A 26,710-nucleotide genomic window follows, 5' to 3' on the forward strand; every position below is an offset into this window, starting at 1 on the left:
TTGGGTCAATCACGGCGAAGGTCCGTGACAGGGCCCGGCACTCGCGGCCCACGGTGGCGGCATTGAAGATCGCCACGTCCGGCGTCGCCGTTGCTCAGGGGGCGCGGTGCAGGACGACGAGGGCGACGTCGTCCTCGCGTCGCCCGAACTCGGCGAGGATGCGGTCGCTGTAGGCCTCCAGGTCGTCGTCCACGTCCACGGCGAGGGTCCTGAGGCGTTCGAGGTTCGCGGTCAGGGAGACGGTGCGCTCCTCGACCAGCCCGTCGGTGATGAGGACGACGGTGCCGCCCGGCGGGACGCTCGTCTCCTCCAGGCCGAGCCGCTCGGCGGGGAAGCCGAGCAGCAGGCCGCCCCTGCCGCCGTACTCGGCCCGTCCGGCGGCGATGTGGAGGGGCGGCAGGTGGCCCGCGTTGGCGACCTGGAGCCGTCCCGTGCGCGGGTCCAGGGACATCAGGCACATCGTGGCGGTCTGGTCGTCGTGGTACCGCTGCATCACGGTGTTGAGCAGCCTGAGGATCCTGACGATGTCATGGCCCTCCGCGGCGAAGGCCCGCAGCGCGTGCCGGAGTTCGGCCATGACGGTGGCCGCGTGCAGGGAGTGCCCCTGCACGTCGCCGATGGCCACCAGGACGTCCTCGCCGCGGTCGATGACCTCGTAGAAGTCGCCGCCCACCTCGGCCTGGTCGCTGGCCGGCTCGTAGCGGACGCTGAACGCCCAGCCGGGCATGGCGGGGTGGACGGCGGGCAGCAGGCTGCGCTGGAGCGTCAGGGAGATCAGGTGCTCCTCGGTGTAGGAGCGCAGCGCCTCCATCGCCAGGGCCACCGCCTGCCCCAGCTGGCGCAGGAGGTGGGTGGCGTCCTCGTCGGACGCGCCGCCGGCCTCGATCGCCACGCCGATCGTGGGACGGCCGCGCTTGGCCCGCGAGGTCACCAGGAGGACGTCGCCCTTGGAGGCGCTGTCGGGCAGCAGCTCCCGCCACTGCGCCTCCGGCACGGCGGCGATGCGGGTACCGGTGTCCTCGCCGAGGCCGGTCATCGCGACGAGCCGCGCGGGCACCTCGGGAGGGCAGGGCCGGTTCCACGGCTCGTTGCCCAGATGGACGGTCCTCCTCACCCGGCCGTCCGGGGGGTGGATGAACACCGCCGCGGGCACGCGGAAGATGTCGAGGGCGCCGCGCGCCGCCACCGCCGCGAGCCCGTCGAAGGTCGTGGCGGCGTTGATGGCCAGCGATGTGCGGGTGAAGGCCGCCATCCGCTCGGCGATCCGCTCGGCGCGGCGGCGCGCCTGGTAGTAGCGCAGGACCGCCTCGGCGGTGGCGATGAACTCGCCCGGGTCGATGGGGTCGGTCATGTAGGCGTCGGCGCCGCGCCGCAGCCCGTGGGTGCGGTCGGTGGACTCGACGGCCGTGGCGGAGATGTGGACGACGGGCAGCGACGCCGTGGCGGGGGCGGCCTTGATCTGCTCGCAGACCTCCATGCCGTTCGCGTCGGGCAGCTGCACGTCCAGGACGACCAGGTCGATCTGGTGGTCGGCGAGCCGTTCCCAGCACTGGGCGGCGGTGGCGGCCTCCACGACGTTGTGCCCGGCGCGGCGCAGCCAGCTGCCGATGATGTACCGCTTGGTCTCGTTGTCGTCGACGACCAGGGTGGTCGCGGTCGGTATCGCGTCGGTCATGGCATCCGGGCCGTCCGCCTGGTCCGGGCCCGCGCCACCGCGTCGGCGAGCATGACCGGTGCGAGCTGGGCCTGGTCGAGAACGGCGTCGACGCGCTCCGGCCGCGTCTCGTCCGAGGCGGCCCCGTCCGACGGGGCGATCAGCACGACCGCGGTCCCGGGCGGCGGCCCGCCCGGCTCGCCCACCGCGTCGGCCGCGGAGATGTCGGGGCCGAGCAGGATCAGCTCGGGCGGGTCGGAGGAGGCCGCCAGGTCGCGGACGGTCCGCGGGTCGCCGGCCTCGCTGACGCGTTCGGCGACGTCGCCGATCATGTCGCGCAGGACCCGGCGCGCGGCCTCGTGCCCGTCGGCGACCAGCACGTGCGCGAGACGGAGTTCGGCCAGGCTCCGGTACGGGGGGAGGCGCAGCGTCACCGTCGTGCCCGCGCCGACCTCGCTCTCCAGCGTCAGGTCGCCGCCGAGGGCATGGGCGAGGCGGCGGGAGTAGGTCAGCCCGAGCCCCGTTCCGCCCGGTTTGCCGCCCGGCACCTGGTAGAACTCCTCGAAGACGCGCTCCCGCTCTGCGGACGGGATGCCCATCCCGGTGTCGGCGACGGCGAACTCCAGGTGGTCGGCGGTGCGCCGGGTCGTCAGGCGCACCTCGCCCTCGTCGGTGAACTTGAGCCCGTTGGCCACCAGGTTGCGCAGGATGCGGGTCAGCATCACCTCGTCGGTGACCATGGTGAGGGCCCCCGCGTCGGCGGCGTCCACCCGGAGCCGCACCCCCGCCTGCTCGGCCATGGGCGTCATCAGGTCCGCCAGCTGCCGCAGCATCGAGGGCACCTCGACGAAGGTGCGGCGCGGCGCGAGCCGGCCCTGTTCGGCCTTGGCCATGTCCAGCAGCTCGTTCACCAGGGAGAGCAGGGTCTCGCTGGCTCCCGCGACCAGCGAGACCTGGTGTCGCTGCTCCTCGGTGAGGGGTTCGGCTGCGGGGTCGAGGAGCAGCCGGGCGAGCCCGATGACACCGTTGACGGGCGTGCGCAGCTCGTGGCTGATATTCGCCCAGAAGCGGTTCTTGGCCTCGCCCGCCTCGCGGAGCTGGTCGGACTTCTCCTCCAGTTCGGCGTACAGCGCCACCACCCCCCGGTTGGTCTCCTCCAGCTCGGTGGACAGCTCGTTGTAGAGGGCCATCACGCCCTGGTTGGTCTCCTCCAGCTCGGTGTTGAGCGCGCGGAGTTCCTCGCTCTGCCGCCGCACGTCCTCCAGCGTCCGCAGCAGCTCGGCGTTCTGGGTCCGCAGTTCCTCCAGGGCGGTGGCGGGTTGGAGGCGTCCCAGCCGCGCACGGAGGTCGGCCAGCGTCGCGTCGGCCACCGCGGAGACGTCCGCGGGCAGGTCCTTGGCGAGCCTGACGGTCCGCCGCGCCTCGGTTCCCGTCTCCTCGACCAGGTCCATGAGGCGCGCGGCCGCGGTGTCGCCCTCCTTCGGGCGGTGGGCGCCCGCCTCGGGCGCGTACTCGATCTCGATCAGCAGCCGCGGCGCGGGCCGCCGGTCGAGGCAGAAGGCCACCGCGACCATGCCGGAGTGGGCCACCAGCTCCCGGCCGATCTCGCTGAGCGCGGTGGCGACCCGCACCTGGTCCTGGAAGTCGAGACGGACCGCGGCGGCGACATGGCGCCCGGCCTGGCGGAGGGCGAAGACGCCCTCTTCGTCGGCCACCCGCAAACGCAGCAGTTCCTCCGCCATCGATTCACCTCCGCCCGGCGGTGGTCACGGCGAGGACGCAGCGGTCGTCGTGCCGCACCCCGGCGGAACGCAGCAGCTCGGCGGCGATGAGCAGCGGCTCGCGGGAGGGCCCGGGACGGCCGGCGGCGTCCCACTTGTCGGTCAGCCCGTCGGAGTGCAGCACCACGGCGGCGCCCTCCGGCAGCTCGTAGGCGTGCTCGCGCAGCGTCCGGGTCTTCGCGCCGGCGATGCCCGGCACCGAGATCATGCCGTGCCGCCGGTCGAGCCCGACGATCCAACCGGCGATGTTGCCCAGTCCCGCGAACCGCACCAGGCGCGCCGCCGGGTCCACCGCCACCACAGCGACCGCGGCGCCCCGGGTCGCCCCTAGCCGCTGGTGCACCTTCCGCAGCAGGTCGAGGGGACGCGCCGGCAGCACGGCCTCGCGCATCGCCATGACGGCCTCCTGGCCGGCCCGCGCCGCCATCGGCCCGTGCCCGAGGCCGTCGCAGACCATCGCGTAGACCGTTCCTCCGTCCAGCCGCGCGGCGTAGGCGTCGCCGCACTCCTCCTCACCGTCGATCGGGCGGGTCAGCCCGGCGAAGGGCGGCCCCGGCGGCGGGGGAGCCGTCCTGCCGCCGGACGGGGAGAACCCGGCGTACAGGACGGTGCCGGCGCCGGGAAGCGAATGCAGGCCGGTGCGGTCGGCGAGCCGCTCGATCGACCCGAGCCCCAGGCCGAGCGTGCCGGACGTGGAATGGCCGTCCACGCGGGACGCGGGGACGTCGGCGATGCCGGGCCCCCGGTCCAGGCACACGACCTCCAGCGTGGCGTCCTCCCCCATCCGGACGATCCGGACGAGGATCTCGCCCCGCACCGCGTGCTTGGCCAGGTTGGTGGCCGCCTCGGTCACCGCGAGCTGGATCTGCCCGAGACGCTCCCCCGCGAAGCCGAGCCGCTCGGCGAGGCGGCCCGCGTGGCGCCGTGCGCCGGCCGCCGCGCTGGGCTCCTCGGCCCGCAGCCACACCGCGTCACCCAGGGGCGGGCTGGTCATCCATCCGGTGCCGGTCAGCGGATCCACTTGGTCACCGTCACCGTGGTGCCCCTGCCGACCTCGGTCTCCAGTTCGAACTCGTCGGCCAGGCGCCGCGCACCGGGCAGGCCCAGGCCGAGGCCGCCTCCGCTCGTCCAGCCCTCGGTCAGGGCCTGCGCCACGTCGGGGATGCCGCCGCCCGTGTCGGTGAACACCAGCCGTACGCCGGCGCGTCCCCGCGCGTTGACCACGGACTCCACGCGCGCGGAACCGCCTCCGCCGTGCACGAAGGTGTTGCGGGCCAGCTCGCTGGCCGCCGTGACGATCTTGGTCTGGTCGACCAGCGACATCCCCGCCGAGGCCGCGGCGGCCCGCACGAGCTGCCGCACGCGGACCACGTCGTCGTTGGAGGAGATGGGAACGGTGCCGTCCGCCGGACTCGTCACGGGCGGTCCACGGCGCCGGCGCCGATGGCCGGCAGCGGCGCGCCGAGCAGCCGCATGCCCTTCTCCAGATCCAGCGCCGTGCGCACGCCGCCCAGCGACAGCCCCAGCTCGACCAGGGTGATCGCCACCGCGGGCCGCATGCCCACCACCACCGTCTCCGCGTCCATCAGCCGCGACATCGAGGCGATGGTGGCGAACATCCGGCCGATGAAGGAGTCCACGATGTCCACCGCGGTGATGTCGATGATCACGCCGCGGGCGCCCGTCTTGACGATGCGGTCGGCCAGGTCCTCCTGGAGCGCCAGGACGGTCTGGTCCTGCAGGTCGATCTGGATCGACACCAGCAGGACTTCGCCGATCTTCAGAATCGGCACGCGCTCCATCAGGCCCCCGCCCCGCCGACGACCCGGGTACCCGTGCGGTCCAGCGCCCACTCCAGGGCGTCGGCGAGCGACCCCTTCGTCGGGATGTCGCCGAACTCGATCCCGAGCGCCACGATGGTCTGGGCGATCTGCGGGCGGATGCCGGAGATCACGCATTCGGTGCCCATCAGCCTGGCCGCCATCACCGTCTTCAGCAGGTGCTGGGCCACCTCGGTGTCCACGGCCGGGACCCCGGTGATGTCGATCACGGCGAACTCGGAGCCCGTCTCCACCAGGCGCTCCAGCAGGGTCTCCATGACCACCTGCGTGCGCGCCGAGTCGAGGGTGCCGACGAGCGGGACCCCGAGGATCCCGTCCCACAGCTTCACCACGGGCGTGGACAGTTCGAGCAACTGCTCCGTCTGGTCGGCGATGACCTGCTCGCGCGCGGCGGCGTAGGTCTCGAACGTCAGCAGTCCCAGCTCGTCGACCTCGGAGGAGAACGCCACGAACTCGGCGTACGCCGCCACGTCACCGACGGCGCCGACCTGCTCCAGCACCGCCTGCTTGAGCGCGAAGACGCTCACCGCGGTCTCGCTGGGGCTGAACCCCTGCCGGGCGCGGGTGCGGGAGATCTCGGTCAGTGCGGCCCGGAGCTCCCCGGCCGCCTCCTGCTCCCCGCCGGTCGCCCTCTCGATCAGCCCGTACAGCTCGAAGAGCTCGGCCCTCAGCTCACTCTCCGTGATCCGGCCGCGCACCCCCGCGACGACCAGCTTGACCCACCGGTCAAGAATGACATCCCGCCGGGAGCGCAACAGCTCCGGAAGATGCGCATCGCTTGTCACCTTGCTCAACTGCCGTGCTCCCTCACTGCCCACTGGCCACCGCCATCACGCACGAACGCTGCGGGAAGAGTACCGCCCATAGCAGAGGGAAACGGACTTGGCGCCATGATCATTAATGATCGGAGGGCGTTTGGGCTTCGTCGCGGGCCGCACTCGGCGGGCGGGCCGGGGACCAAGAAGCGACTGACCGGTAACCGACTCTGTCGGTTACCGACGGTGACCGAGGGTGCATGTCCGCCTTCGGCCCGCGTCCCGTGCGGGCGCGAACGCGGCACGCTCGACGGGCGGCCGACCGCCGAGCCGTGGGCCATAGACGAAAACACAACACACCGACTCAAGCTTGGATGAACCTCCATGGCTCGGGAGGTCCAGCCGGTGGTGTGCTGGCCGGCATGGTGACGATGGGACGGACGATGGTGCCCGCCGGAGAAGGCCGGGCGGTGCGGGTGGGCGCCGGGCGGCGGGTGCGGGTCGTGGACGTGGAGGGCGGTCAGGTCGGCGACCTGTTCGCGTTCGCCGCGGACGACCCGCGCGAGCATCTGAGCGCCGCGCACACCCGCAGCGTGACGAGCCGGCTGTTCCCGCAGGTGGGCGAGTCGTTCGTCACCGATCGGCGCAGGCCGATCCTGACCCTGGCCGGCGACACCTCGCCGGGCTCGCACGACATGCTGATCGCCGCGTGCGACCCCGCACGGTACGCGGGACTCGGGGCGCCGGGCCACGCCTCGTGCGCGCAGAACCTGGAATCGGCGCTGGCGGAGATGGGGCTGTCGACCTGCACCGTCCCGCAGCCGGTCAACGTGTTCATGCGGATCCCGGTGGAGGACTCCGGACGGCTGCGGTGGCTGGCCGCCGAGAGCCGGCCCGGGGACGCGATCACCTTCGAGGCGGCCATGGACTGCGTGGTCGTCGTGTCGGCGTGCCCGCAGGACCTGGCCGGGATCAACGGTGACGGCCCGACCCCGATGGCGATCGACGTCCTGTGAAGCGGACCGGCCCCGACCGGTCCATGAACGAGAAGGAGTGAAGATGACCGTCACAGTCGCACATCCGGCGCTTGAGCCGGGACGAGTCGGCGGGCTGAGCACGTCCAACCGCCTGGTGGTGGCGCCGATGACTCGGGTCTCGGCCGCGCCGGACGGCACGGCGACGCCCGAGATGGCCGAGTACTACGCCGAGTACGCCCGCGGCGGCTTCGGCCTGGTCATCACCGAGGGGGTCTACACCGACGCCGTCTACAGCCAGGGCTATCTCAACCAGCCGGGCCTGGTGTCGGAACGCCACGTGTCCGCTTGGCGAGAGGTCACCGCCGGCGTGCACGAGGCCGGGGGCTCCATCGTGGCCCAGCTGATGCACGCGGGCGCGCTGTCGCAGGGCAACCCCTACCGCGACGACACCGCGGGGCCGTCGGCGGTGGTGCCGCAGGGCGTCAAGATGCCCGAGTACGGCGGGCACGGCCCTTGGGCGGCACCCCGGGAGATGAGCCCGGACGACATCAGGCAGGCCGTGGACGGTTTCGTCGCCTCGGCGGTGAACGCCGAGCGCGCCGGGTTCGACGGTGTGGAGGTCCACGCCGCCAACGGCTACCTGCTGGACCAGTTCCTCACCGACTACACCAACCTGCGCGAGGACTCCTACGGCGGGCCGATCGCGGCCCGGGTGCGCCTGACGGCGGAGATCGTCGCGGCGATCCGCGCGGAGGTGGGGCCTGACTGGTGCGTCGGGGTCCGTGTGTCGCAGACCAAGGTGAACGACTTCCGGTACCGCTGGCCCGGCGGTGCCCACGACGCGGAGGTGATCTTCGCCGCGCTGGCCGAGGCGGGCGCGACCTACCTGCACGTCGCGAGCGAGGGGCGGAACTGGCTCGACTCCGCGCGGCTGGACCGGGGGCTCACCGTCACCGGCCTGGCCCGCCGGGTGAGCGGGCTGCCCGTGATCGCCAACGGCGGGATGCACGACGCGGACCTGTCGGCGCAGGTCCTGGCGGACGGCCATGCCGACCTGGTCTCGGTGGCCAGGGCCGCGCTGGTGAATCCCGACCTGCCGCGCCGCCTCGCCGAGGGCAGTGCGCCCGTGTCCTTCGACCATGCGATGCTGTCGCCGATGGTCACCCTGGACAACGCGCGGCGCTGGCGGCTGGCGGCCGGTGCGGACGCCTGATCCGGCGGCCGGGGGCGAGGGGAGGAACGGGGACATGGCCGGAAGCTGGCACGGCGGGGCCGCCGCCGTGGTGGCCCTGGGCTTCGACGTGGACGCCGAGACGCCGATCCTCGCCCAGGGCGGCCGGTACGCCGCGCACGCGAGCACCATGTCCCACCAGGCCTACGGGCCGGACGTGGGGCTGCCCCGGATCCTCGGGCTGCTGGACGAGATGGAGGTCCCGGCGACGTTCTTCGTGCCGGGCTGGGTGGCCGAGCGGCGCCCGGGGCTGGCCGCCTCCATCGTCGAGCGCGGACACGAGGTGGCGCACCACTCCTACGCCCACCGTCCGCCCACGTCGATGTCCCCGGAGGAGGAGCGCGCGGACTTCGAGCGCGCCCTGGAGGTGTTCGCCGGGCAGGGCATCGAGATCACCGGGCACCGGGCGGCGCTGTGGGAGGCGTCCTGGACGACGGCGGAACTGGTGGCCGAGCACGGCCTGCGCTACGACTCGTCCCTGATGGGCGACGACCGGCCCTACCGGGTGCCCACCGCGGCGGGCGAGATCGTCGAGCTGCCGGTGCACTGGTCGCTGGACGACTGGGAGCAGTACGCCTTCCTGCCCGCACCGCACGTCGGGGCGGTGATCGAGTCGCCGCTCAAGGTGCTGGAGCTGTGGCGCACGGAGCTGGACGGCATGCGGCAGTACCGGTGCCTGTTCAACCTCTGCGTGCACCCGTTCCTGTCCGGGCGTCCGGGCCGGGCGCTGGCCCTGCGCCGGTTCATCGAGTACGCGCGGGAGTGCGGAGACGTGGCGTTCGCCCGGTGCCGGGACGTGGCGGAGGCGGCGTTCGCCGACCCGGACGTCCGGCCGCGGCCTCATCGCCCGCCGCAGGTGGACCCGGACGTCCACCCGCACTGACCGCCCGCACTGACCGCCCGCACCGGCCCGCGGACGGGCGTCAGACCATGTCGGCGGCCTGAAGGGCCAGGAAGAGGTCGACGCGGTCGGCGGTGCGGGAGGTGTCGCGGCCGGTCAACTCGCTGATCTTGGCGAGCCGGTTCCGCAGCGTGTTGACGTGCACCCGGAGGGCGGCGGCGGTCGCCTGCCAGTGCCCGTCGTGGTCCAGGAACGCGCGCAGCGTGGTCTCCAGCTCGCCGCCCCGCCTGGCGTCGTGCTCGCGTATCGGCGCGAGCACGCCGTCCGCCAGGGTGCGCAGAGCGACGGCGTTCTGCGTTCCGAGCAGGAGCCGGTGGGGGCCGAGCTCGGCGAAGGTCCGGACGGCGGGCCCGGCGCCGCCCCGCCGCAGGGTGCGGCAGACCTCGCGCGACCTGATGAGCGGTTCGCGCAGCCCCGCCGGCCCCCGGGCGGTCCCGCCGAGGCCCACGACCGCGCGGTGGCCGGGGAACCGTTCCCCGACGGCGGCCGCGAGGCGCTCGGCGAGGAGCGCCGCCTCCCGCTCGCCCTGCCGCCACGACAGGACGGCCACCACGTCCTGCGACCCGGCCGCCACCACGACCGGGACGCCGGCGGCGACGAAGAACTCGCCGATCACCTCCGCGAGTCCGGGCAGGGTGGCCTCCGGGCCCGCGAACGCCGCCGTCCACACCGCGAGCGGCCCCTCGGGGTCGACGCCGAACGCGCGCAGCCGGCCGGGGACCTCGGCGTCGCGGCTGCCGCCCGACAGCACCATCTCCAGCAGCTCGCTGGCGAACCGCAGCTCGATCGCCTGCACGGCCTGCTGCTTGGCGACCTCCAGGCTGAGGAAGCGCGCCGCCTGGTCCAGCGCGTCCTGCTCGACGCGCGTCAGCTCGCTCACCGGGCGCAGGCAGATCAGCGCCGCGTCCACGTCGCCGACCGCGCCGACCAGGTACAGCGCGGCCCGTCCGGCGGCGCCGAGGTCGAGTTCCAGGGGCGGCGGGCGACGGGTCAGCCCCGTGGCGACCGTGTGGAGCTGGGCGGTGTCCAGTTCCGTCCCCGCCGAGGCCAGCAGGCGGCCCATCCGGTCGATGACCGCGAGCGGCAGCTCGTGGTCGCGGCGCAGCACCCGCAGGACGCCGGACGCGCCCGCGCCCCGCGAGATCGCCGTCGCCAGCGCGTCCCCCCGGCGCACCATGCCGACCAGCGCGCCCTGGCGCTCCTCGGTGTAGCGGGTGGCGACCGCCTCGGAGATCGCGGTGAACGGCACCGCCGCCGCGATCTCCAGCAGGGGCACGCCCGCGTCGCGGCAGGCGGCGACCAGATCCTCCGGAGTGGTGGGACGCTCCGAGCGCAGGCCGAACACGATGCCCGCCGCCTGGGCCCGCTGGACGTTGGCGACGAACCCCGAGGCCGCGATCCGGTCGTCCCAGAGGCCGTTGGTCAGCACCAGCTCGCGCCGCCGCACGTAGCCCGAGGGGTCGGGCAGCTCGGTGTTGTGGACCCAGGCGGCCGGCTCCTCCAGGGCCCCCGGCGGACCCGGAACCAGGACGCTCAGACCCAGCGACTCGTCTTCCAGCAGGGATGCCAGCGTGAACACCCTGTAAATCTATCCACCCAACACGGCCGACGATAGAGGTTTCTCTACTTCTGGACGAGAAGGCACGATGCTTTGGTGTGCTGTACGTCACGGACGGAGGAACCATGTCCAGCAACGAATCCGCACACCAGATCCTTGCCGCCGAACCGGTTCGCTTGGAAGAACCGGTCCGTTTCGACGAACACGGCATCGACCCCATTCCGGCCTCGGCGCGCGACTCCACGCCGTGGCAGCAGTTCTGGATCTGGTGCGGGGCCAACATCGCGCCGATCAACTGGGTGCTCGGGGCGCTGGGGGTCACGCTCGGCCTGAGCCTGGTGGAGACCCTGGTGGTCGTCACCCTCGGCAACCTGGTGGGCTGCGCGGTGTTCGGGCTGTTCAACGTCATCGGCCACCGGACCGGCGTCAACCAGATGGTCCTCGGCCGCGGGCCGTTCGGCCGGCGCGGCGCCCTCGTCCCGGGCCTGGTGCAGGGGCTGCTGACCATGGGCTGGGTCGGCGTCAACACCTGGGTGGTGCTGGACCTGGTGATCGAGATCCTCGCCCAGGCGGGGGTGCACGGCGGCGCCGGGCTGCGCTACCTGGTGGCCGGGCTCATCATGGCCGCCCAGCTCGCCCTGGCCCTCTACGGGTTCTATGCGATCCGCACGTTCGAGAAGTACACCGTCCCGGCGACCGTGCTGGTCATGGTGGCCATGACCGGGCTCGCCCTCGGGCAGGCCGACCTCCACTGGACGACCGCCACCGCCGCCACCACGAGCGACAAGTTCACCGCCGTGACCCAGTTGCTCACCGCCATCGGCATCGGCTGGGGCATCAGCTGGCTCCCCTACTCCGCCGACTACAGCCGCTTCGTGCGCCCGCGGGCTTCGGACCGGTCGGTGTTCTGGTCCACCGCGCTCGGGATGTACGTCCCCACCGTGTGGCTGGCCGGGCTCGGCGCCTGCCTGGCCAGCGCGGGCGACGGGGGCGACCCGTCCAGCCTGGTGACCGGCGCGTTCGGGGTCATGGCCGTGCCGGTCCTGCTGCTGATCATGCACGGGCCCGTGGCGACCAACATCCTGAACCTGTACTCGTGCTCGCTCGCCGCGCTGTCGGTCGGCATCCGGGTCGCCCGCTGGAAGGTGACGCTGGTGGCCGGAGCGGTGGCGTCCGCGGTGCTGGTGGTGTTCGTGCAGGCCGACAGCTTCGCCCAGGCGTTCGACCACTGGATGGCGTCCATCCTGGTGTGGATCAGCCCTTGGGCGGCCATCGTCCTGGTCGACTTCTTCGTCCTGCGGCGCGGCCGGATCGACGTGGCCGCCCTCTACCGGGACGGCGGCGCGAACCCCCGGGCCCTGAGCAGCCTGGCGGTCGGGCTGCTGGCGGCATGGGCATGGCAGTTCGGCACGGTGCCCGCGCTGCAGGGCCCGATCGCGCGGGCACTGGGGCACACCGACTTCTCGTGGCTCTCGGGCGGCCTGGTCGCCGGCGGGCTTTACTACGCCCTGGAACGCCGGGCCCACCGGAAGGCCCGTCGGGCCGCCCCGGTCGAGAAGATCTCCTGACGGGAAACCGCGCCTTCCGCGGTGAGCCGCCGACGCCATCGCGCCGGCGGCTCACCGTGTGCGTCCGCCCATGCGCGGACCGCCGGGATCGACCATCCTCAAAGGGCCAACCATGTTTCCTGCGCGACAGGTTGGCGCATGGCGGCCCCCCGGGACTGGGAAGGAAACAGGCGACCTCGCTCGTGGAAATATCGCTCGCCCGCCTCTAAAATCGAACATATGATCGAGTGAGCGAGACGGACTCTTCGAGCCGGGGCCGGCCCTGGTCGCCCGCCGGGCCGGCAGGACCTTCGACGTAAGGCGGACATGCCGATGGCGTTCTCCCCCGAGCTGCTCCCAGCCGCCGTCCAAGCGATCAGCAGCGCCCCGTCCCGCCAGCATCCCGTCGTCATGATCACTTGCGCCCCCGACGGGCGGCCCCTGGTCTGCGTGCCGGACTGGGGGGAACTCCACGTCCTCGACGACCGGCATCTGCGCGTGGCGGTCTGGCCGTCCGGCCCCACCGCGGCCGACCTGGACAGAGGCACGCCCGTCCTGTTGATCGTCACCGCCCTGTCCGACGTCTACCTCGTCCAGGCCACGGCCCGCCGCCTGGAGAACGCCGCCATGGTGTGGGCCCACTACGAACTCACGATCACCTCGGCGCGCCTGGCCGACCGAGGCACCGCGCCGCGCCTGCCCTCCGCACGGGACGCCGAGGCCACCACGGAGTACCTGACGCAGCGCCCGCCGGGGCGCGACGCGGTCTTCGGCAGAAAGACCACCGCGAACAGAACCCGCCACCGCCACCCTGCCCAGCGCTCCCCCTGGGCCCGCCCTCCGGAGCCCGACGGAAAGGCAGATCACCGGCACACCGAGCGCGCACACCCGTGACCGAAGGACGACCAGCGGCCGCGGCGCCCACGCCGCGGCCGTCGACGGCGCCGTCCGCGCCGCCGGGTCAGGTGATGTTGGAGGTTCGGGAATCCCAGTAGGGGGCGCGGAGTTGGCGTTTCAGGGTTTTGCCCGAGGGGTTGCGCGGGATCTCGGTGAGCCGGTCGAAGCCCCTGGGGGTCTTGTAGGCGGCGAGGTGCTCCCGGCAGAAGTCACGGAGTTCGTCGTCGGCGGCGGCGCCGCCTGGCGCCAGGACGATGGCGGCGTGTACGGACTCGCCCCATTCGTCGGACGGGACGCCGAACACGGCCGCGTCGGCCACCGCCGGGTGGGCGGTGAGGACGGCCTCGATCTCGGCCGGGTAGATGTTCATACCGCCCGAGATGATCATGTCGGTGCGGCGGTCGCAGATGTAGTAGAAGCCCTCCTCGTCGCGGTAGGCGATGTCGCCGACGGTCAGCCATTCGCCGCGGCTGGCGTCCTGGAACTTGCCCTCGGCCTTGTAGTAGGCGTTGAAGGTGCCGGTGCCGCGCACGTAGAGGTCGCCGGGCACGTGCGGTTCCCCGATGGGGCGGCCGTCCTCGCCGAACAGCGCGATCTCGACGCCGGGGGCGGCGCGGCCGCAGCTTCCGGGCTTGCGCATCTGGTCCTCGGGGCGCAGGACGGTGTCCACGCCGAGCTCGGTGGAGCCGTACACCTCGAACAGGGAGCCGTCGCCGATCAGGTCGACGTACCGGCGTTTGAGCTCGAAGGGCCACGGGGCGGCGTTGGCGATGACGCGCCGCAGCGAGGAGAGGTCCCTGCGGCGGATCGTCTCCGCCGGCAGGTCCACCACGCGGCGGATCGGGGTCGGCGCGGAGAACGTGGTCGTCACCCGGTGCCGTTCGACCAGGTCCAGCCAGCGTTCGGGGTCGAAATCGCGCATCACGACCACGGTCCCGCCCATGAGCTGGACGATGAGCATGAAGCTCATCGGGCCCGAGTGGTAGAGCGGGCCGGTGGTGAGGTAGACGTCGCCGGGCTCGAAGCCGATCTCGCCGACCAGTCCGAGGACCAGGGCCGGGTCGGGCTCGCCGCGCACGACGCCCTTCGGCTTGCCGGTCGTCCCGGAGGTGTAGAACATCGAGGTGCCGGCCGCCGGGTCGGCGCCGCGGGCGATGGGCTCGGTGTCGGGGCTCCGTCCGGCCAGGGCGTCGAGCGAGGAGGCCCAGTCCGGCGGCGCGGAGCCCCAGGCCAGCCAGGCGCGGACGCCGGTCGCCCGGACACGGGCCGCTTCGAGCTGGGGAGCCTGCTCGGCGTCGAACACCACCAGCGCGGCGTCGGCGTTCTCGACGACGTAGGTCGTCTCCTCCGGCGTCAGGCGGTAGTTCAGCGGGACGCCGACGGCCCCGCACTTGCGAAGGGCCGAGATCAGCGCGACGACCTCGGTGCTGTTGCGGCCGCACCACACGACCTTGGTGCCGGCCCGGACGCCGTGCTCGACCAGCAGGTTGGCGTACCGGTTCACCAGGGCGTTGAACTCGGGGTAGGTCAGGCGGCGCTCGTCCTCGACGACCGCGATCTTCGAGGGGGCGACGGCGGCCATCGTCGCCAGCGGATCTTCGTCGGGCATGCTGATCGACCTCCTGCGGGGTTCACATGGGCCGGTGCGCCAGGGCGCGCTCCAGCCGCTCCTGGGCGCGGGCCGCCTGCCGGGCGCGGTAGGCGATCGGCATGTAGCGGACGCGTTCGGGCAGCAGCGGCGTGCCGCGGCCGATGACCTGCCCGACCAGGCGCAGCCTGCGCTCGTCGGCCGCGGTCCACCGCAGGCCGAGCCTGTCGCGCGCCTCCGCCGGGAGGGTGCCGATCGTGATCAGCCGTCCGAGACGTCCGGCGGCCAGGCTCAGGGGGGCGACGGCCGGACGCAGCGGCCCCGGCACGTTCGGCGGCACCTGGTCCATCTGCGCGAGCACCTCGTGCGCCACCTTGTGGGGGACGAGCGTGTTGGCCACCATGTCGTCGAAATAGACCCAGTAGTCGGGGATGCTCTTCGGCAGCATCCTCTCGGGCACCTGAAGGATCCTCCCGAGCTGGAGGAACTCGTCGAAGATCTGCTGTTCCTCCTCCGGGGCCAGTGGGGCGGGCGCGAAGTACTTGGCCGCGGTGACGGCGGCGTGGAAACCGGTGAGGTGGACCCACGCCCACGGTTCGGCCGACAGCGCGTGGTGGCGCCGCCCCTCCTCGTCGACGGCGCTGAGCGGCTTGTGCATCTCGCGCAGCCGCCGGCCCTCCTCGATGGCGGTGCGCCCGCCGTAGACCCAGGTCTGCACCGAGGCGAAGCTGCGCGCGGCGCGGCCCAGGGGGTCGGTGCGGAAGCTCGACAGCCGGTCGACCACGGTACCGATCGCCGGGTGCATCACCTGGAGGATGAACACGCTGTTTCCCGCGATCGCCGACGTGTAGAGCCCTATCTGCTCCCACAGCAGCGAACCCGGCCCGAACGGCGCAGGATCGCCGCGGCGCTCCCGCTCGGCCCGTGGGCTCGCGGGCGTCCCATCGGTCACCGTCATCGGCGCGACCTCCTGACGAAACGACTCCTGTAAGCTAAACGCGAATAAGAAGTCGCTTACAAGTCGCGTTTTGAAGGGAACCTCCGGTGACGCGCTCACCTGGGCTTTCACCGCGCAGAACCCCCTCCCAGGACCGCTCGCGCCGCACCGTCGAGCGCATCCTGGAGGCCGCCACTCGCGTTCTGTCCGAGCACGGGTACGACGGCGCCTCCACCAACCGGATCGCCAAGGCGGCGGGCGTCGGCAACGGATCGCTGTACCAGTACTTCCCCAACAAGGACGCGATCGTCATCGCGGTGCTGGACCGCTTCGCCGACCGCCTCGCCGACCGGCTCGGCGAGGAGATCGAGGCCACGATGCGCCTGCCGTGGCAGGAGGCCGGGCGCGCGCTGCTGGACGTCCAGATCTGGCTGTTCGAGGAGAACGCCGACCTGCTGCGCATCGTCGTGGAGCAGGTGCCGCGGCTCGGGCCGTTCGACAAGCTCGCGGCGCTGCAGCGGCGGCTGACCGACCTGGTGCGCGTCTACCTCCTGCTCAACCGCGCCGAGTTCCGGGACGACCTCGACATCGACGCCACGCTGTGGATCATCACCGAGACCGTCGGCCTGCTGTCCATCAAGTACGTCCTGGACCGGCCGCCCATCCCGCACGAGCGGATGGTCGACGAGCTCGCCGAGCTCGTCATCGGCTACATCCGCGGCTGACGCGCCGGGGCGCCCCATCACGGCCGCCCGCCCCAGGAGTTCTGTGACGTCCCGTTGGTTGCGGCCGTGCTGGCAGGGCAGGGCACGCCTGTGAGCACGAGCGCACTGATCGTCATCGACATGCTGAACCCCTACGACCACCAGGACGCGGCCGCATTGGTCGAGAGCGTTCAGGAGATGGTCGACCCGCTGCGGCGCCTGCTGGACGACGCCCGAGGGCGTGACGACGTGCGCGTCCTCTACGTCAACGACAACTACGGCGACTTCTCGGCCGACCGGAAGGACCTCGTCGACCGCGCCCTGAACGGGCGGCGGCCCGACCTCGTCGAGCCCGTCGTCCCGGAGCCCGGCTGCGGGTTCATGTCCAAGGTCAGGCACAGCGCCTTCTACGGCACCGCGCTGGAGTACCTGCTGTCCCGCGAGAAGGTGGAGCGGGTCGTCCTCACCGGCCAGGTCACCGAGCAGTGCGTCCTCTACAGCGCGCTGGACGCCTACGTCCGGCACTTCCAACTCAGGGTGGTCCGGGACGCGGTGGCGCACATCGACGCGGACCTCGGCGACGCCGCGCTGCGCATGATGGAGTCGAACATGCGCGCCGAGATCGTCAGCGCCGACCGGTGCTTCTGAGGGGACGTCCCGCGGCGCGGGCGGGACGTCCCCTGCCGGTCAGCGAACGTCGACGAAGTCGTCGAAGGAGTTCTGGCGGTCGAAGTTGCTCGTGCCGGGGAAGTAGGCGCGCCAGTAGCCGTCGCGCTCGGCCTTGAACGCCTTGCGGAAACGGCCGTCGCGGGCGGTCTCAGCCGATCCCATGTAGGCCCAGGAAGCGGAGCCCTTGGGAAGGAAGTAGACGCGGATCACCTTGCCCGGATACGCCGTGTACCCGGTGCCGGGATTGTTGAGCCGCTTCAGGCGGCCGGACACGGTGATCGGACGGCCCGCGCGCACGGGCTCGGGCGCGGCGTTGCCATTCTGGATGGCCGTGTCGTACTTCTCGTACCAGTAGTCCTCACGACTTCCCAGGGCCTTGCCCTTCCGGTCGTAGGCGATGACGCGAACGCGCCATTTCCCGAGGTCCTCCACCTGGTTGGGGCACCCGACGCCCCAGCCGACCTGGCGTCCGGGCAGGATCTTCTTGTAGACCAGCGGCGACGGGATCCGCCCGTCGGGGGCGATCAGATAGGCCTTGGAATAGGCGACCGCGGAGCCTTCGGTGCCCCACACCCACACGTCCATGGCGCAGGACTTGTTGTATTCCCCCTTTCCTACGGAGAGGTGCTTCGGCACCTTGACGCGGAACTGCGGCGACTCGGCTTCGGCAGCGGTGGCGCCGCCGGCGAGCACACCGGCGGCCAGGCCCAGCGCGAGGGCGCCGGACACGATTCTGGGAGGCATTCGACGTACCGTCCTGTCTGGTCTGGACGGAAACGATCATGCCAGTTCTCCGGGCGCCGGCGGGCTGGTTCGGTGCGGGAGCAGGGGTGGTCGGTCGGGCGCCCGGGACGGGCCGCGATCGGCGCGTTCCAGGGGCTTGCGGGGCGGCGGACGGGTGGTTACGGTGCACTCGTGTTTTATAGGAAAGTTTCCTATTAGATCACCGCGCGACCGACTCGGGGTTCGGGGGATTCCCGCTCGTCCACGTCTCCTACCCGGGAGTGACATTGCGAAGAAGAAGGCTTCTCCCCGGTTTCCTGCTCACCGCCCTCTGCTCCCTCCTGCTCGCCCTGCTCGTCCCCGTCCAGGCCGGCGCCGCCGCCTCGGTGACGGCGACCTTCGCCAAGGCCTCCGACTGGGGCTCGGGGTACGAGGGCAGGTACACGATCAAGAACGACACCGCCTCCGCCGTCACCGGCTGGAAGGTGGAGTTCGACCTGCCGTCCGGCTCGTCGGTCGGGACCTACTGGGACGCGCTGCTCACCAAGGCCGGGCAGCACGCCGCGTTCGCCAACCGCGAGTACAACGGGAGCGTCGCCGCCGGCGCGAGCGTCACGTTCGGCTTCATCGTCAACGGGACCGGGGCGCCGCAGAACTGCACGATCAACGGCGCCTCCTGCGCGGGCGGCGACACGCCTCCGCCCGGCACGCCCTCCGCGCCCGGGGCGCCGACCGTGACCGCCAGGACCGACACCTCGCTGACGCTGACGTGGCCGGCCTCGTCCGGGACGGTCACCGGCTACCGCGTCTACGAGGGCACGGCGGTCAAGGCCACCGCGACCGGGACCGGCACCACCATCAGCGGGCTGACCGCCTGCTCGGACCACACCTACACGGTGAAGGCGTACAACACCGCCGGCGAGTCGGCGGCGAGCGGCCCGGTCACGGCCACCACGACCGGCTGCACGGAGCCGCCGCCCGCGAGCCGGCGCGCCGCGCCCTACCTGTACCTCGGCTGGGGAGACCCGCCCAGCCCGTCCACCGTCATGGGCGCCACCGGGATCAAGTGGTTCACGATGGCGTTCATCCTGTCCAGCGGCGGGTGCAACCCCGGGTGGGACGGGCAGCGCCCGCTCAAGGGAGGGGTGGACGAGCAGGCGATCTCGCAGATCCGGGCGGCCGGCGGTGACGTGCTGCCGTCCGTCGGCGGCTGGTCGGGCAACAAGCTCGGCCCGAACTGCTCCACGCCCGAGGCTCTGGCCGGCGCCTACCAGAAGGTCATCGACGCCTACGGGCTCAAGGCCATCGACATCGACATCGAGAACAGCGACGAGTTCGAGAACGCGGCCGTGCAGGACCGCGTCCTCGGCGCCCTGAAGATCCTCAAGCGGAACAACCCGGGTCTGCAGACGATCCTGACGTTCGGCACGACCACCACCGGGCCGAACTACTGGGGCAAGCGGCTCATCGACCAGGCCGCGGCGCTGCAGGCGAACGTGGACGTGTTCACGATCATGCCGTTCGACTTCGGCGGCGGCGCGGACATGTACGGCAGCACCGTCAACGCGTCCGAGGGCCTGAGGACCGCGCTGACGTCGGCGTTCGGATGGTCGGACGCCACGGCCTACTCGCACATGGGGATCTCCGGCATGAACGGCCTGTCGGACCAGCAGGAGCTCACCTCGACCGCGACGTGGACGAGGATCCGCGACTGGGCGAAGTCCAAGGGCCTGGCGAGGCTGGCGTTCTGGTCGGTCAACCGGGACCGGCCCTGCCCGGGTGGCGGCGTCGCCGAGAACTGCAGCGGCACCGACCAGCAGCCCTGGGAGTTCACCAAGATCACGGCCGGTTTCTGACCGGCCCGCCGGCGGCCCGCGTCCCGGCTCGGGGGGCGCGGGCCGCGCCCGCATCCGGCCCGCCCGGATAGACTTGCCTCATTTGTTGTCTTAAACGATTCGCGTTTGTGAGGGAAGGTTCGGCGCCATGACCGCGTCCCAGACCCCGTCCACCGCCGAGGAGCTGCGCGGCGCCGGCCTGCGGGTGACGGCCGCCCGCGTGGCCCTGCTGGACACCGTCCGGGCCGGCGACCACCTCGGCGTCGAGGCGCTCGCCGCGGGCGTGCGCGACCGTGTGGGCCACATCTCCCTCCAGGCGGTGTACGAGGCGCTCCACGCGCTGACCGCGGCGGGGCTCGTCCGCCGGATCGAACCGGCCGGGAGCCCGGCCCGGTTCGAGGGGCGCGTCGGCGACAACCACCACCACCTGGTGTGCCGGGACTGCGGCGCGATCAAGGACGTCGACTGCGCCGTGGGGCACCCGCCCTGCCTGGACCCGGTGGACGACGCCGGGTACCGCATCGACGAGGCCGACGTCACGTTCTGGGGCCTGTGCCCGGCGTGCCGGACGGCCGCCGGCTGACGCCGGTCGCGCCCGCGTCTCCCCCGAAACGGCGTCCGGGCCGGCCGCCGCGGCGGCCGGCCCGGACGTCCCGGACGTTCTCGATCAGGTGAGGTCGTACCGGTCGAGGTTCATCACCTTGTCCCACGCGGCGACGAAGTCGTGGACGAACTTCTCGCCCGCGTCGTCGCTCGCGTAGACCTCCGTGACGGCGCGCAGCTCGGAGTTGGCGCCGAAGACGAGGTCGGCGCGGCTCCCGGTCCACCTGAGCTGCCCCGAGGCGTCGCGGCCCTCGAAGGTCTCGGAGGTCATCGGGTCCTCGCCCGTCCCCTTCCACACCGTGCCCATGTCGAGCAGGTTCACGAAGAAGTCGGTGGTCAGCGCCCCCGGGTTGGCGGTGAGGACGCCGAGGGACGAGCCGTCGTAGTTGGCCCCGATGACGCGCAGGCCGCCGACGAGGACCGTCATCTCCGGCGGGGTCAGCGTGAGCAGGTTCGCCCTGTCGACCAGGAGGAACTCGCCCGGCAGGACGTTGCCCTTCTGGAGGAAGTTGCGGAACCCGTCGTGCGTCGGCTCCATCGCCTCGAAGGACTCGACGTCGGTCTCCTCCTGGGAGGCGTCCGTGCGTCCCGGCGTGAAGGGCACCTCGACGTCGTACCCGGCGGCCTTGGCGGCCTGCTCGACCCCGGCGCACCCGCCGAGCACGATCAGGTCCGCGATGGAGATCCGCTTGCCGCCGGTCTGCCCGGCGTTGAAGGCCTCCTGGACCTGCTCCAGGGTGCGCAGCACGCTCCGCAGCCCGTCGGGGTTGTTGACCTCCCAGCTGCGCTGCGGCTCCAGCCGGATGCGGGCGCCGTTGGCGCCGCCGCGCTTGTCGGTGCCGCGGAACGAGGCGGCCGACGCCCACGCGGTGGTGACGAGCTGGGCGACGGACAGCCCGGAGTCCAGCAGGCGGCGCTTGAGCTCCGCGACGTCCTGCGCGTCGACGAGCTCGTGGTCCACCGCCGGGACCGGGTCCTGCCAGATCAGCGTCTCGGACGGGATCTCGGGACCGACGTACCGCGAGACCGGGCCCATGTCGCGGTGGGTCAGCTTGAACCAGGCGCGGGCGAACGCGTCGGCGAACTCGTCCGGGTTCTCCAGGAAGCGCCGCGAGATCGGCTCGTAGATCGGGTCGAAGCGCAGCGAGAGGTCGGTCGTCAGCATCATCGGCTGGCGGTTCAGCGTGCCGTCCTCGGGGTCGGGGACGGTGTTGGCCCCCGCGCCGTCCTTCGGCCGCCACTGCTTCGCCCCGGCGGGGCTCTCGGTCAGCTCCCACTCGTACCCGAAGAGGATCTCGAAGAAGCTGTTGTCCCACGTGGTGGGCGTGGGCGTCCAGGTGACCTCAAGGCCGCTGGTGTAGGAGTCGCGGCCCTTGCCGGTGCCGTGCGTGCCCTTCCAGCCGAGGCCCATGTCCTCCAGCGGGGCGGCCTCGGGCTCGGCGCCGATGCTGTCGGCCGGCGCCGCGCCGTGCGTCTTGCCGAAGGTGTGGCCGCCGGCGATCAGCGCGACGGTCTCCTCGTCGTTCATCGCCATGCGGGCGAACGTCTCGCGGATGTCGCGCGCCGCGGCGACCGGGTCCGGGTTGCCGTTCGGGCCCTCCGGGTTGACGTAGATGAGGCCCATCTGCACCGCGGCGAGGGGCTTCTCCAGCTCGCGCTCGCCGCTGTAGCGCTCGTCGTCGAGCCAGGCGGTCTCGGGGCCCCAGAAGACGTCCTCCTCGGCCTCCCAGGCGTCCCGGCGGCCGCCGGCGAAGCCGAAGGTCTTCAGGCCCATGGTCTCCAGGGCCACGTTGCCGGCCAGGATCATCAGGTCGGCCCACGAGATCTTGCGGCCGTACTTCTTCTTGACCGGCCACAGCACGCGGCGGGCCTTGTCGAGGCTCGCGTTGTCCGGCCAGCTGTTGAGGGGCGCGAAGCGCTGCTGCCCCGCGCCGGCGCCGCCGCGGCCGTCACTGACGCGGTAGGTGCCCGCGCTGTGCCACGCCATGCGGATGATCAGCGGCCCGTAGTTGCCGAAGTCGGCGGGCCACCAGTCCTGCGAGTCCGTGAGCACGTGCGCGATGTCCTGCTTCACGGCGGCGAGGTCGAGGCTCTCGAACGCCTCGGCGTAGTTGAAGTCCGCGCCCAGCGGGTTGGCCAGGGGCGGGTTCTTGCCGAGCAGCTTCAGGTTGAGCCGTTCCGGCCACCAGCCACGGTTGCCGCCACCCTGGGTCGGGTGGGGGGCGCGCTCGTGCGCGACCGGGCAGCCGCCACCGGCGGCGGCTTCGTTCTTCTCGGACATGTGATTCCTTCCAGGGCGACCGTCGGTGAATCAGGAACTGTGTGCGGTTGTGCAGTCGGGGCAGAGGCCCCAGTAGACGACCTCGGCCTCGTCGATCAGGTAGCCGTGGTCTTCGGAGGCCGTCAGGCAGGGCGCCTCACCGACGGCGCAGTCGACGTCGGCGATGGCCCCGCAGGAGCGGCAGACGACGTGGTGGTGGTTGTCCCCGATCCGCGACTCGTAGCGGGCCACGGAACCGGACGGCTGGATGCGCCGCAGCAGGCCCGCCGCCGTCAGCGCGCGCAGCGAGTCGTAGACGGCCTGGTGGGACACCTTCGGAAGTACCTCGCGCACGGCGCCGATGACCGACTCCGTGTCGGCGTGCGGGTGCGCGACGACCGCGCCCAGCACAGCCAGCCGCGGGCGGGTCACGCTCAGGGCGGCCGCGCGCAGCATCTCGTGGAAGTCCAAGGAGCTGGCCACGCCCCCAGACTGTCCCATTTTCTGGAATCAGTCAAGATATTGAATGAACCATGTTCAGGAAGATCGCTTCTTTACCCGCGCCGGCCCAGGGAGGGGTTCAGGCGAGCCTAGATCGGCCGGCCGGGCGGGTCACCTGGCGATGTTCGCCGTTGATCGCCGCTCTTTCCGGCGAGAGTTGCCGATTTCGAAGATCGCCAGAGCTGGTTCGGCGCGCGAGCTGGGGTGGTTGCCGGACGGCCGCACGGCGCCCGCACCGGGGTCTTGCCGACGTCCCGGACGCTGGCTACCTTGACCCTAAATAGATAGGAAACCTTCCTGTCCAATACGTGAACGATCTCGGGGTTCGGGGGAATCCGCCGGCCGTCTCAAGCGATGGAGTGAGCCCTTGCGCCCCCGCTCTGCTCTCAGCGTCCTCGCCGCCCTGCTCCTCGTCCTCGCCCTCGCGCCCGGCGCGCACGCCGCCGGCGCGGCGGCCGCGACCTTCACCAAGCCCTCCGACTGGGGCTCGGGGTGGGAGGGACGCTTCACGCTCACCAACGGCACCGACGCCGCGATCAACGGGTGGCGGGTCGAGTTCGACCTGCCGTCCGGGACGTCCGTCGGGTCCTACTGGGACGCGCTGCTGACGAAGAACGGGCAGCGCAGCACGTTCCAGAACCGCGATTACAACGCCGTCGTCCCGCCCGGAGGGTCCGTCACGTTCGGGTTCCTCGGGAACGGTCCCGGGAGCCCGCAGAACTGCACGTTCAACGGCAGTCCCTGCGAGGGCGGGCCGGGCGATCCCCCGGGCGGGCTCGGTGCCCCCGGCACGCCCACCGTCACCGGACGGACCGACACCTCGCTGACGCTGGCCTGGCAGGCCGGAAGCGGGACGCCCGCCGGGTACCGGGTCTACGAGGGCTCGGTCCTCAAGGCGACCGTCAGCGGCACCGCCGCCACGATCGGCGGGCTCGCCAAATGCTCGACGCACGGCTACACGGTCAAGGCCTACGACGACAAGGGCGAGTCGCCCGCCAGCGCCGCCGTCACCGGCACGACCAGCGGGTGCGCGACCGGCCCGCTGCCCAGGCACTTCCTGACCGGCTACTGGCACGACTTCGTCAACCCGGCGCAGGAGCTCAGGCTCTCCCAGGTGCCGGACCAGTACGACCTGGTCGCCGTGGCCTTCGGCGAGGCTACCGGCCGGGCCGGCGAGGTCTCGTTCCGCGTCGACCCCGAGCTGTCCACGGCACTCGGCGGCTACACCGACGCCCAGTTCAAGGCCGACATCGCCGGCCTGCACGCCAAGGGCAAGAAGGTCATCCTGTCGGTCGGCGGAGAGAAGGGCGCCATCCGGGTCGCGGACGGCGCGTCCGCGCAGCTGTTCGCCGACTCGGTCTCCGGGCTGATGACCCAGTACGGGTTCGACGGCGTCGACATCGACCTGGAGAACGGCCTCAACCCGACCTCCATGGAGCAGGCGCTGCGGGCGCTGCGGGCCAGGGCCGGAAGCGACCTGATCATCACGATGGCACCGCAGACGCTCGACATGCAGTCGACCGGTGCGGCGTACTTCCAGCTCGCGCTGAAGATCAAGGACATCCTCACCGTCGTCCACATGCAGTACTACAACTCGGGCGCGATGCTCGGCTGCGACCAGAAGGTCTACGGGCAGGGGACGGTCGACTTCATGACCGCGCTCGCCTGCATCCAGCTGGAGAACGGGCTGCGCCCCGACCAGGTGTCGCTCGGGCTCCCGGCCGGGCCGGGCGCGGCGGGCGGCGGCGTCGTGGCGCCCTCGGCGGTCGGCAACGCGCTGGACTGCCTCGCCAAGGGCACCGGCTGCGGCACGTTCACGCCGTCGCGCGCCTACCCCGACATCCGCGGCGCGATGACGTGGTCCATCAACTGGGACGTCACCAACGGCGGCGGCTTCGCCGGGACCGTCGGCCCGCACCTGGACACCCTGCCCTAGGGAGCCGGTCTATGAAGAGGATTTTGGTTCTGGCGGCCGTGATCGCCGGACTGCCGGCCGGGGTCACGGCCCCGGCACACGCGGAGAACATCCTGGCCAACGCCGGGTTCGACAGCGGTTCGCTCAGCCCCTGGACGTGCGACGGCGGGTCGGTCGTGACCAGCCCGGCGCGGACGGGCGGCCACGCGCTCGCGGGCGGGGTGTCGGCCGGGAGCACCGGCCAGTGCACGCAGACCGTGAACGTGAGGGCGAACACCGCCTACACGCTGTCGGCCTGGGTGCGCGGCAGCTACGTCTACCTCGGCGTGACGGGCGGAACCTCCGTGTGGACGCCGTCCGCCGCCGACTTCACCAAGCTGTCGGTGACGTTCACGACCGGCGCCGACCAGACGTCCGTGCAGATCTACCTGCACGGCTGGTACGGCGCCGGCGCCTACCACGCCGACGACGTCGCCCTCGACGGCCCCGGCGGCGAGCCCCAGCCGGGGGTGCCGGGGGTGCCCGAGGACCCGAAGGCCGGCGCCGTCACCGACGGCTCGATCGCCCTGCGCTGGGGGGCGTCGTCGGGGACGGTCACCGGCTACCGCGTCTACGAGGGCGGCGCGGTCAAGGCCGCGGTCACCGGGACGAGCACCACCGTCTCGGGCCTGGCCGCGTGCAGCTCGCACACCTTCACGGTCGCCGCCTACAACGACCTCGGCGAGTCCGCGAAGTCCGGGCCCGTCAGCGCGCGGACCGGCGGCTGCACCGACAGCGGGCTGCCCGAGCACGCGCTCGTCGGCTACCTGCACGCGAGCTTCGCCAACGGCTCCGGCTACGTGCGCATGGCGGACGTCCCGGACGCGTGGGACATCATCGACCTGGCGTTCGGCGAGCCGACGTCGCCCACCTCCGGCGACATCCGGTTCACCCGCTGCCCGGCGGGCGAGTGCGCGAACGTGGAGAGCGACGAGGAGTTCATCGCCGCGATCCGCGCGAAGCAGGCGCAGGGCAAGAAGGTGCTGATCTCGATCGGCGGCCAGAACGGGCAGGTGCAGCTCACGACGGCGGCCGCGCGGGACGCGTTCGTCCGGTCCGTCTCGGCCATCATCGACAGGTACGGGCTGGACGGCCTGGACGTCGACTTCGAGGGCCACTCGCTCTACCTGAACGCGGGCGACACCGACTTCCGCAACCCGACCACCCCGGTCATCGTCAACCTCATCTCGGCCCTGAAGTCGCTGAAGGCCGAGTACGGCGCCGATTTCGTCCTGACGATGGCGCCCGAGACGTTCTTCGTCCAGGTCGGGCACCAGTTCTACGGCGGCGCGGGCGGCGGCGACAACCGGACGGGCGCGTACCTGCCGGTGATCGACGCGATGCGGGACGACCTGACCGTCCTGCACGTCCAGGACTACAACTCCGGCCCGGTGATGGGCCTGGACGGCCAGTACCACACCATGGGCGGCGCCGACTTCCACATCGCGATGACCGACATGGTGAAGGCCGGGTTCCCGGTGGCGGGCACCGGTCGCACGTTCCCGGGGCTGCGTCCCGACCAGATCGCGGTCGGCCTGCCCGCCGCGGTCAGCGCCGGCAACGGGCACACGCCGCCCGCCCAGGTGCAGCAGGCCGTGACCTGCCTGGTCAAGGGGCAGGGCTGCGGCTCCTACACGCTGCGCGGCGGGACGTCCCCCGACCTGCGCGGGCTGATGACGTGGTCGATCAACTGGGACCGCTACTACGGCTGGGAGTTCATGAACAGCCACGAGCCCTTCCTGAACGGCCTCCCCTGACGGTCCTTCCCCGACGCCCCGCCTCCTTCACCGGAGC

Annotated in this window: 23 protein-coding genes; 11 read left to right on the forward strand and 12 right to left on the reverse strand. The window is 72.1% G+C overall.

Translation table 11 applies throughout. The features are described 5' to 3' along the window. Nucleotides 1–94: 94 nt before the first annotated feature. Genes BJ999_RS33150 through BJ999_RS33175 form a run of 6 tightly spaced genes read right to left on the reverse strand, consistent with a single transcriptional unit; the run spans nt 95 to nt 6,061 of the window. Nucleotides 95–1,675 (reverse strand): fused response regulator/phosphatase, encoded by a 1,581-nt coding sequence (locus BJ999_RS33150; RefSeq protein WP_179836904.1) that lies wholly within the window; start codon nt 1,673–1,675, stop codon nt 95–97. Next, nucleotides 1,672–3,396 (reverse strand): sensor histidine kinase, encoded by a 1,725-nt coding sequence (locus tag BJ999_RS33155; RefSeq protein WP_179836905.1) that lies wholly within the window; start codon nt 3,394–3,396, stop codon nt 1,672–1,674. The genes BJ999_RS33150 and BJ999_RS33155 overlap by 4 nt, the downstream gene beginning before the upstream one ends. Nucleotides 3,397–3,400: 4 nt before the next feature. Further along, entirely contained in the window at nt 3,401–4,456 is a 1,056-nt protein-coding gene (locus BJ999_RS33160; protein WP_229810533.1) for an ATP-binding protein, read from the reverse strand. Then, complete coding sequence (locus BJ999_RS33165) at nt 4,444–4,854, reverse strand: anti-sigma regulatory factor (RefSeq protein ID WP_179836906.1); 411 nt, start codon at nt 4,852–4,854, stop codon at nt 4,444–4,446. Before BJ999_RS33165 ends, BJ999_RS33160 begins: the two co-directional genes overlap by 13 nt. Beyond that, a complete protein-coding gene (locus BJ999_RS33170) occupies nt 4,851–5,237 on the reverse strand; it encodes an STAS domain-containing protein (RefSeq protein WP_179836907.1) in 387 nt (128 codons plus the stop codon). The genes BJ999_RS33165 and BJ999_RS33170 overlap by 4 nt, the downstream gene beginning before the upstream one ends. After that, nucleotides 5,237–6,061 carry an STAS domain-containing protein gene (locus BJ999_RS33175; RefSeq protein WP_373292827.1) on the reverse strand — a complete coding sequence of 275 codons (825 nt, stop codon included), beginning with the start codon at nt 6,059–6,061 and terminating at the stop codon, nt 5,237–5,239. The genes BJ999_RS33170 and BJ999_RS33175 overlap by 1 nt, the downstream gene beginning before the upstream one ends. A 392-nt stretch (nt 6,062–6,453) precedes the next feature. Between BJ999_RS33175 and BJ999_RS33180 the strand changes: the two genes are divergently transcribed. The 3 genes from BJ999_RS33180 to BJ999_RS33190 are packed head-to-tail and all read left to right on the forward strand — an operon-like array spanning nt 6,454 to nt 9,122. After that, on the forward strand, nt 6,454–7,047 hold the full coding sequence (locus BJ999_RS33180; RefSeq protein ID WP_229810531.1) for a DUF1989 domain-containing protein: 594 nt from the start codon (nt 6,454–6,456) through the stop codon (nt 7,045–7,047). Nucleotides 7,048–7,090: 43 nt separating this feature from the next. Continuing rightward, the gene (locus tag BJ999_RS33185; protein ID WP_179836908.1) at nt 7,091–8,221 is read left to right on the forward strand and encodes an oxidoreductase; all 1,131 of its coding nucleotides are present in this window, start codon (nt 7,091–7,093) and stop codon (nt 8,219–8,221) included. Nucleotides 8,222–8,255: 34 nt separating this feature from the next. Continuing rightward, a complete protein-coding gene (locus tag BJ999_RS33190) occupies nt 8,256–9,122 on the forward strand; it encodes a polysaccharide deacetylase family protein (protein WP_179836909.1) in 867 nt (288 codons plus the stop codon). Between the two features lie 40 nt (nt 9,123–9,162). On the opposite strand, the gene BJ999_RS33195 is transcribed toward BJ999_RS33190, so the two are convergent. Beyond that, nucleotides 9,163–10,719, reverse strand: a complete 1,557-nt coding sequence (locus BJ999_RS33195; protein WP_179836910.1) for a PucR family transcriptional regulator — start codon at nt 10,717–10,719, stop codon at nt 9,163–9,165. A gap of 104 nt (nt 10,720–10,823) precedes the next feature. On the opposite strand from BJ999_RS33195, the gene BJ999_RS33200 reads away from it, so the two are divergent. Both BJ999_RS33200 and BJ999_RS33205 read left to right on the forward strand, forming a co-directional pair. Beyond that, complete coding sequence (locus BJ999_RS33200) at nt 10,824–12,266, forward strand: purine-cytosine permease family protein (protein WP_179836911.1); 1,443 nt, start codon at nt 10,824–10,826, stop codon at nt 12,264–12,266. Between the two features lie 306 nt (nt 12,267–12,572). Continuing rightward, the gene (locus BJ999_RS33205) at nt 12,573–13,139 is read left to right on the forward strand and encodes a hypothetical protein (protein ID WP_179836912.1); all 567 of its coding nucleotides are present in this window, start codon (nt 12,573–12,575) and stop codon (nt 13,137–13,139) included. Between the two features lie 67 nt (nt 13,140–13,206). Here BJ999_RS33205 and BJ999_RS33210 read toward each other — a convergent pair whose 3' ends face one another. Further along, nucleotides 13,207–14,751 carry a class I adenylate-forming enzyme family protein gene (locus BJ999_RS33210; protein ID WP_179836913.1) on the reverse strand — a complete coding sequence of 515 codons (1,545 nt, stop codon included), beginning with the start codon at nt 14,749–14,751 and terminating at the stop codon, nt 13,207–13,209. Between the two features lie 22 nt (nt 14,752–14,773). Further along, nucleotides 14,774–15,688 (reverse strand): oxygenase MpaB family protein, encoded by a 915-nt coding sequence (locus BJ999_RS33215; RefSeq protein ID WP_179836914.1) that lies wholly within the window; start codon nt 15,686–15,688, stop codon nt 14,774–14,776. An 86-nt stretch (nt 15,689–15,774) separates the two neighbouring features. Between BJ999_RS33215 and BJ999_RS33220 the strand changes: the two genes are divergently transcribed. Next, entirely contained in the window at nt 15,775–16,392 is a 618-nt protein-coding gene (locus BJ999_RS33220) for a TetR/AcrR family transcriptional regulator (protein WP_179836915.1), read from the forward strand. 90 nt (nt 16,393–16,482) lie between these two features. Continuing rightward, a complete protein-coding gene (locus tag BJ999_RS33225) occupies nt 16,483–17,019 on the forward strand; it encodes a cysteine hydrolase family protein (RefSeq protein ID WP_179836916.1) in 537 nt (178 codons plus the stop codon). A gap of 39 nt (nt 17,020–17,058) precedes the next feature. Here the strand turns inward: BJ999_RS33225 and BJ999_RS33230 are convergent, their stop codons facing one another. Further along, the gene (locus BJ999_RS33230) at nt 17,059–17,784 is read right to left on the reverse strand and encodes a hypothetical protein (RefSeq protein WP_179836917.1); all 726 of its coding nucleotides are present in this window, start codon (nt 17,782–17,784) and stop codon (nt 17,059–17,061) included. A 266-nt stretch (nt 17,785–18,050) separates the two neighbouring features. Between BJ999_RS33230 and BJ999_RS33235 the strand changes: the two genes are divergently transcribed. Beyond that, nucleotides 18,051–19,619: a cellulose binding domain-containing protein gene (locus tag BJ999_RS33235; RefSeq protein ID WP_218935345.1), complete on the forward strand. Its 1,569-nt coding sequence runs from the start codon at nt 18,051–18,053 to the stop codon at nt 19,617–19,619. Nucleotides 19,620–19,746: 127 nt separating this feature from the next. Continuing rightward, nucleotides 19,747–20,181: a Fur family transcriptional regulator gene (locus BJ999_RS33240; protein ID WP_179836918.1), complete on the forward strand. Its 435-nt coding sequence runs from the start codon at nt 19,747–19,749 to the stop codon at nt 20,179–20,181. 84 nt (nt 20,182–20,265) lie between these two features. Here the strand turns inward: BJ999_RS33240 and katG are convergent, their stop codons facing one another. Both katG and BJ999_RS33250 read right to left on the reverse strand, forming a co-directional pair. Then, nucleotides 20,266–22,482 (reverse strand): catalase/peroxidase HPI, encoded by a 2,217-nt coding sequence (katG, locus tag BJ999_RS33245; RefSeq protein WP_179836919.1) that lies wholly within the window; start codon nt 22,480–22,482, stop codon nt 20,266–20,268. A 30-nt stretch (nt 22,483–22,512) separates the two neighbouring features. Next, on the reverse strand, nt 22,513–22,917 hold the full coding sequence (locus BJ999_RS33250) for a Fur family transcriptional regulator (RefSeq protein WP_218936275.1): 405 nt from the start codon (nt 22,915–22,917) through the stop codon (nt 22,513–22,515). A 412-nt stretch (nt 22,918–23,329) separates the two neighbouring features. On the opposite strand from BJ999_RS33250, the gene BJ999_RS33255 reads away from it, so the two are divergent. Next, nucleotides 23,330–24,898 (forward strand): chitinase, encoded by a 1,569-nt coding sequence (locus BJ999_RS33255; protein ID WP_179836921.1) that lies wholly within the window; start codon nt 23,330–23,332, stop codon nt 24,896–24,898. Between the two features lie 11 nt (nt 24,899–24,909). Beyond that, nucleotides 24,910–26,673, forward strand: a complete 1,764-nt coding sequence (locus BJ999_RS33260) for a chitinase (protein ID WP_179836922.1) — start codon at nt 24,910–24,912, stop codon at nt 26,671–26,673. The last annotated feature ends 37 nt before the right edge of the window (nt 26,674–26,710 follow it).

Origin of the sequence: Actinomadura citrea (assembly GCF_013409045.1) — a bacterium.
GTDB classification, from domain to species: domain Bacteria; phylum Actinomycetota; class Actinomycetes; order Streptosporangiales; family Streptosporangiaceae; genus Spirillospora; species Spirillospora citrea.

Bases quoted from the DNA above. Each gene is read 5' to 3' on its own strand.
- BJ999_RS33185 (WP_179836908.1), top strand. From the start codon at position 7,091: ATGACCGTCACAGTCGCACATCCGGCGCTTGAGCCGGGACGAGTCGGC.
- BJ999_RS33190 (WP_179836909.1), top strand. From the start codon at position 8,256: ATGGCCGGAAGCTGGCACGGCGGGGCCGCCGCCGTGGTGGCCCTGGGC.
- BJ999_RS33260 (WP_179836922.1), top strand. From the start codon at position 24,910: ATGAAGAGGATTTTGGTTCTGGCGGCCGTGATCGCCGGACTGCCGGCC.
- BJ999_RS33170 (WP_179836907.1), bottom strand. From the start codon at position 5,237: ATGGAGCGCGTGCCGATTCTGAAGATCGGCGAAGTCCTGCTGGTGTCG.
- BJ999_RS33155 (WP_179836905.1), bottom strand. From the start codon at position 3,396: ATGGCGGAGGAACTGCTGCGTTTGCGGGTGGCCGACGAAGAGGGCGTC.
- BJ999_RS33200 (WP_179836911.1), top strand. From the start codon at position 10,824: ATGTCCAGCAACGAATCCGCACACCAGATCCTTGCCGCCGAACCGGTT.
- BJ999_RS33180 (WP_229810531.1), top strand. From the start codon at position 6,454: ATGGTGACGATGGGACGGACGATGGTGCCCGCCGGAGAAGGCCGGGCG.
- BJ999_RS33215 (WP_179836914.1), bottom strand. From the start codon at position 15,688: ATGACGGTGACCGATGGGACGCCCGCGAGCCCACGGGCCGAGCGGGAG.
- BJ999_RS33205 (WP_179836912.1), top strand. From the start codon at position 12,573: ATGCCGATGGCGTTCTCCCCCGAGCTGCTCCCAGCCGCCGTCCAAGCG.
- BJ999_RS33230 (WP_179836917.1), bottom strand. From the start codon at position 17,784: ATGCCTCCCAGAATCGTGTCCGGCGCCCTCGCGCTGGGCCTGGCCGCC.
- katG (WP_179836919.1), bottom strand. From the start codon at position 22,482: ATGTCCGAGAAGAACGAAGCCGCCGCCGGTGGCGGCTGCCCGGTCGCG.
- BJ999_RS33240 (WP_179836918.1), top strand. From the start codon at position 19,747: ATGACCGCGTCCCAGACCCCGTCCACCGCCGAGGAGCTGCGCGGCGCC.
- BJ999_RS33250 (WP_218936275.1), bottom strand. From the start codon at position 22,917: ATGCTGCGCGCGGCCGCCCTGAGCGTGACCCGCCCGCGGCTGGCTGTG.
- BJ999_RS33150 (WP_179836904.1), bottom strand. From the start codon at position 1,675: ATGACCGACGCGATACCGACCGCGACCACCCTGGTCGTCGACGACAAC.
- BJ999_RS33210 (WP_179836913.1), bottom strand. From the start codon at position 14,751: ATGCCCGACGAAGATCCGCTGGCGACGATGGCCGCCGTCGCCCCCTCG.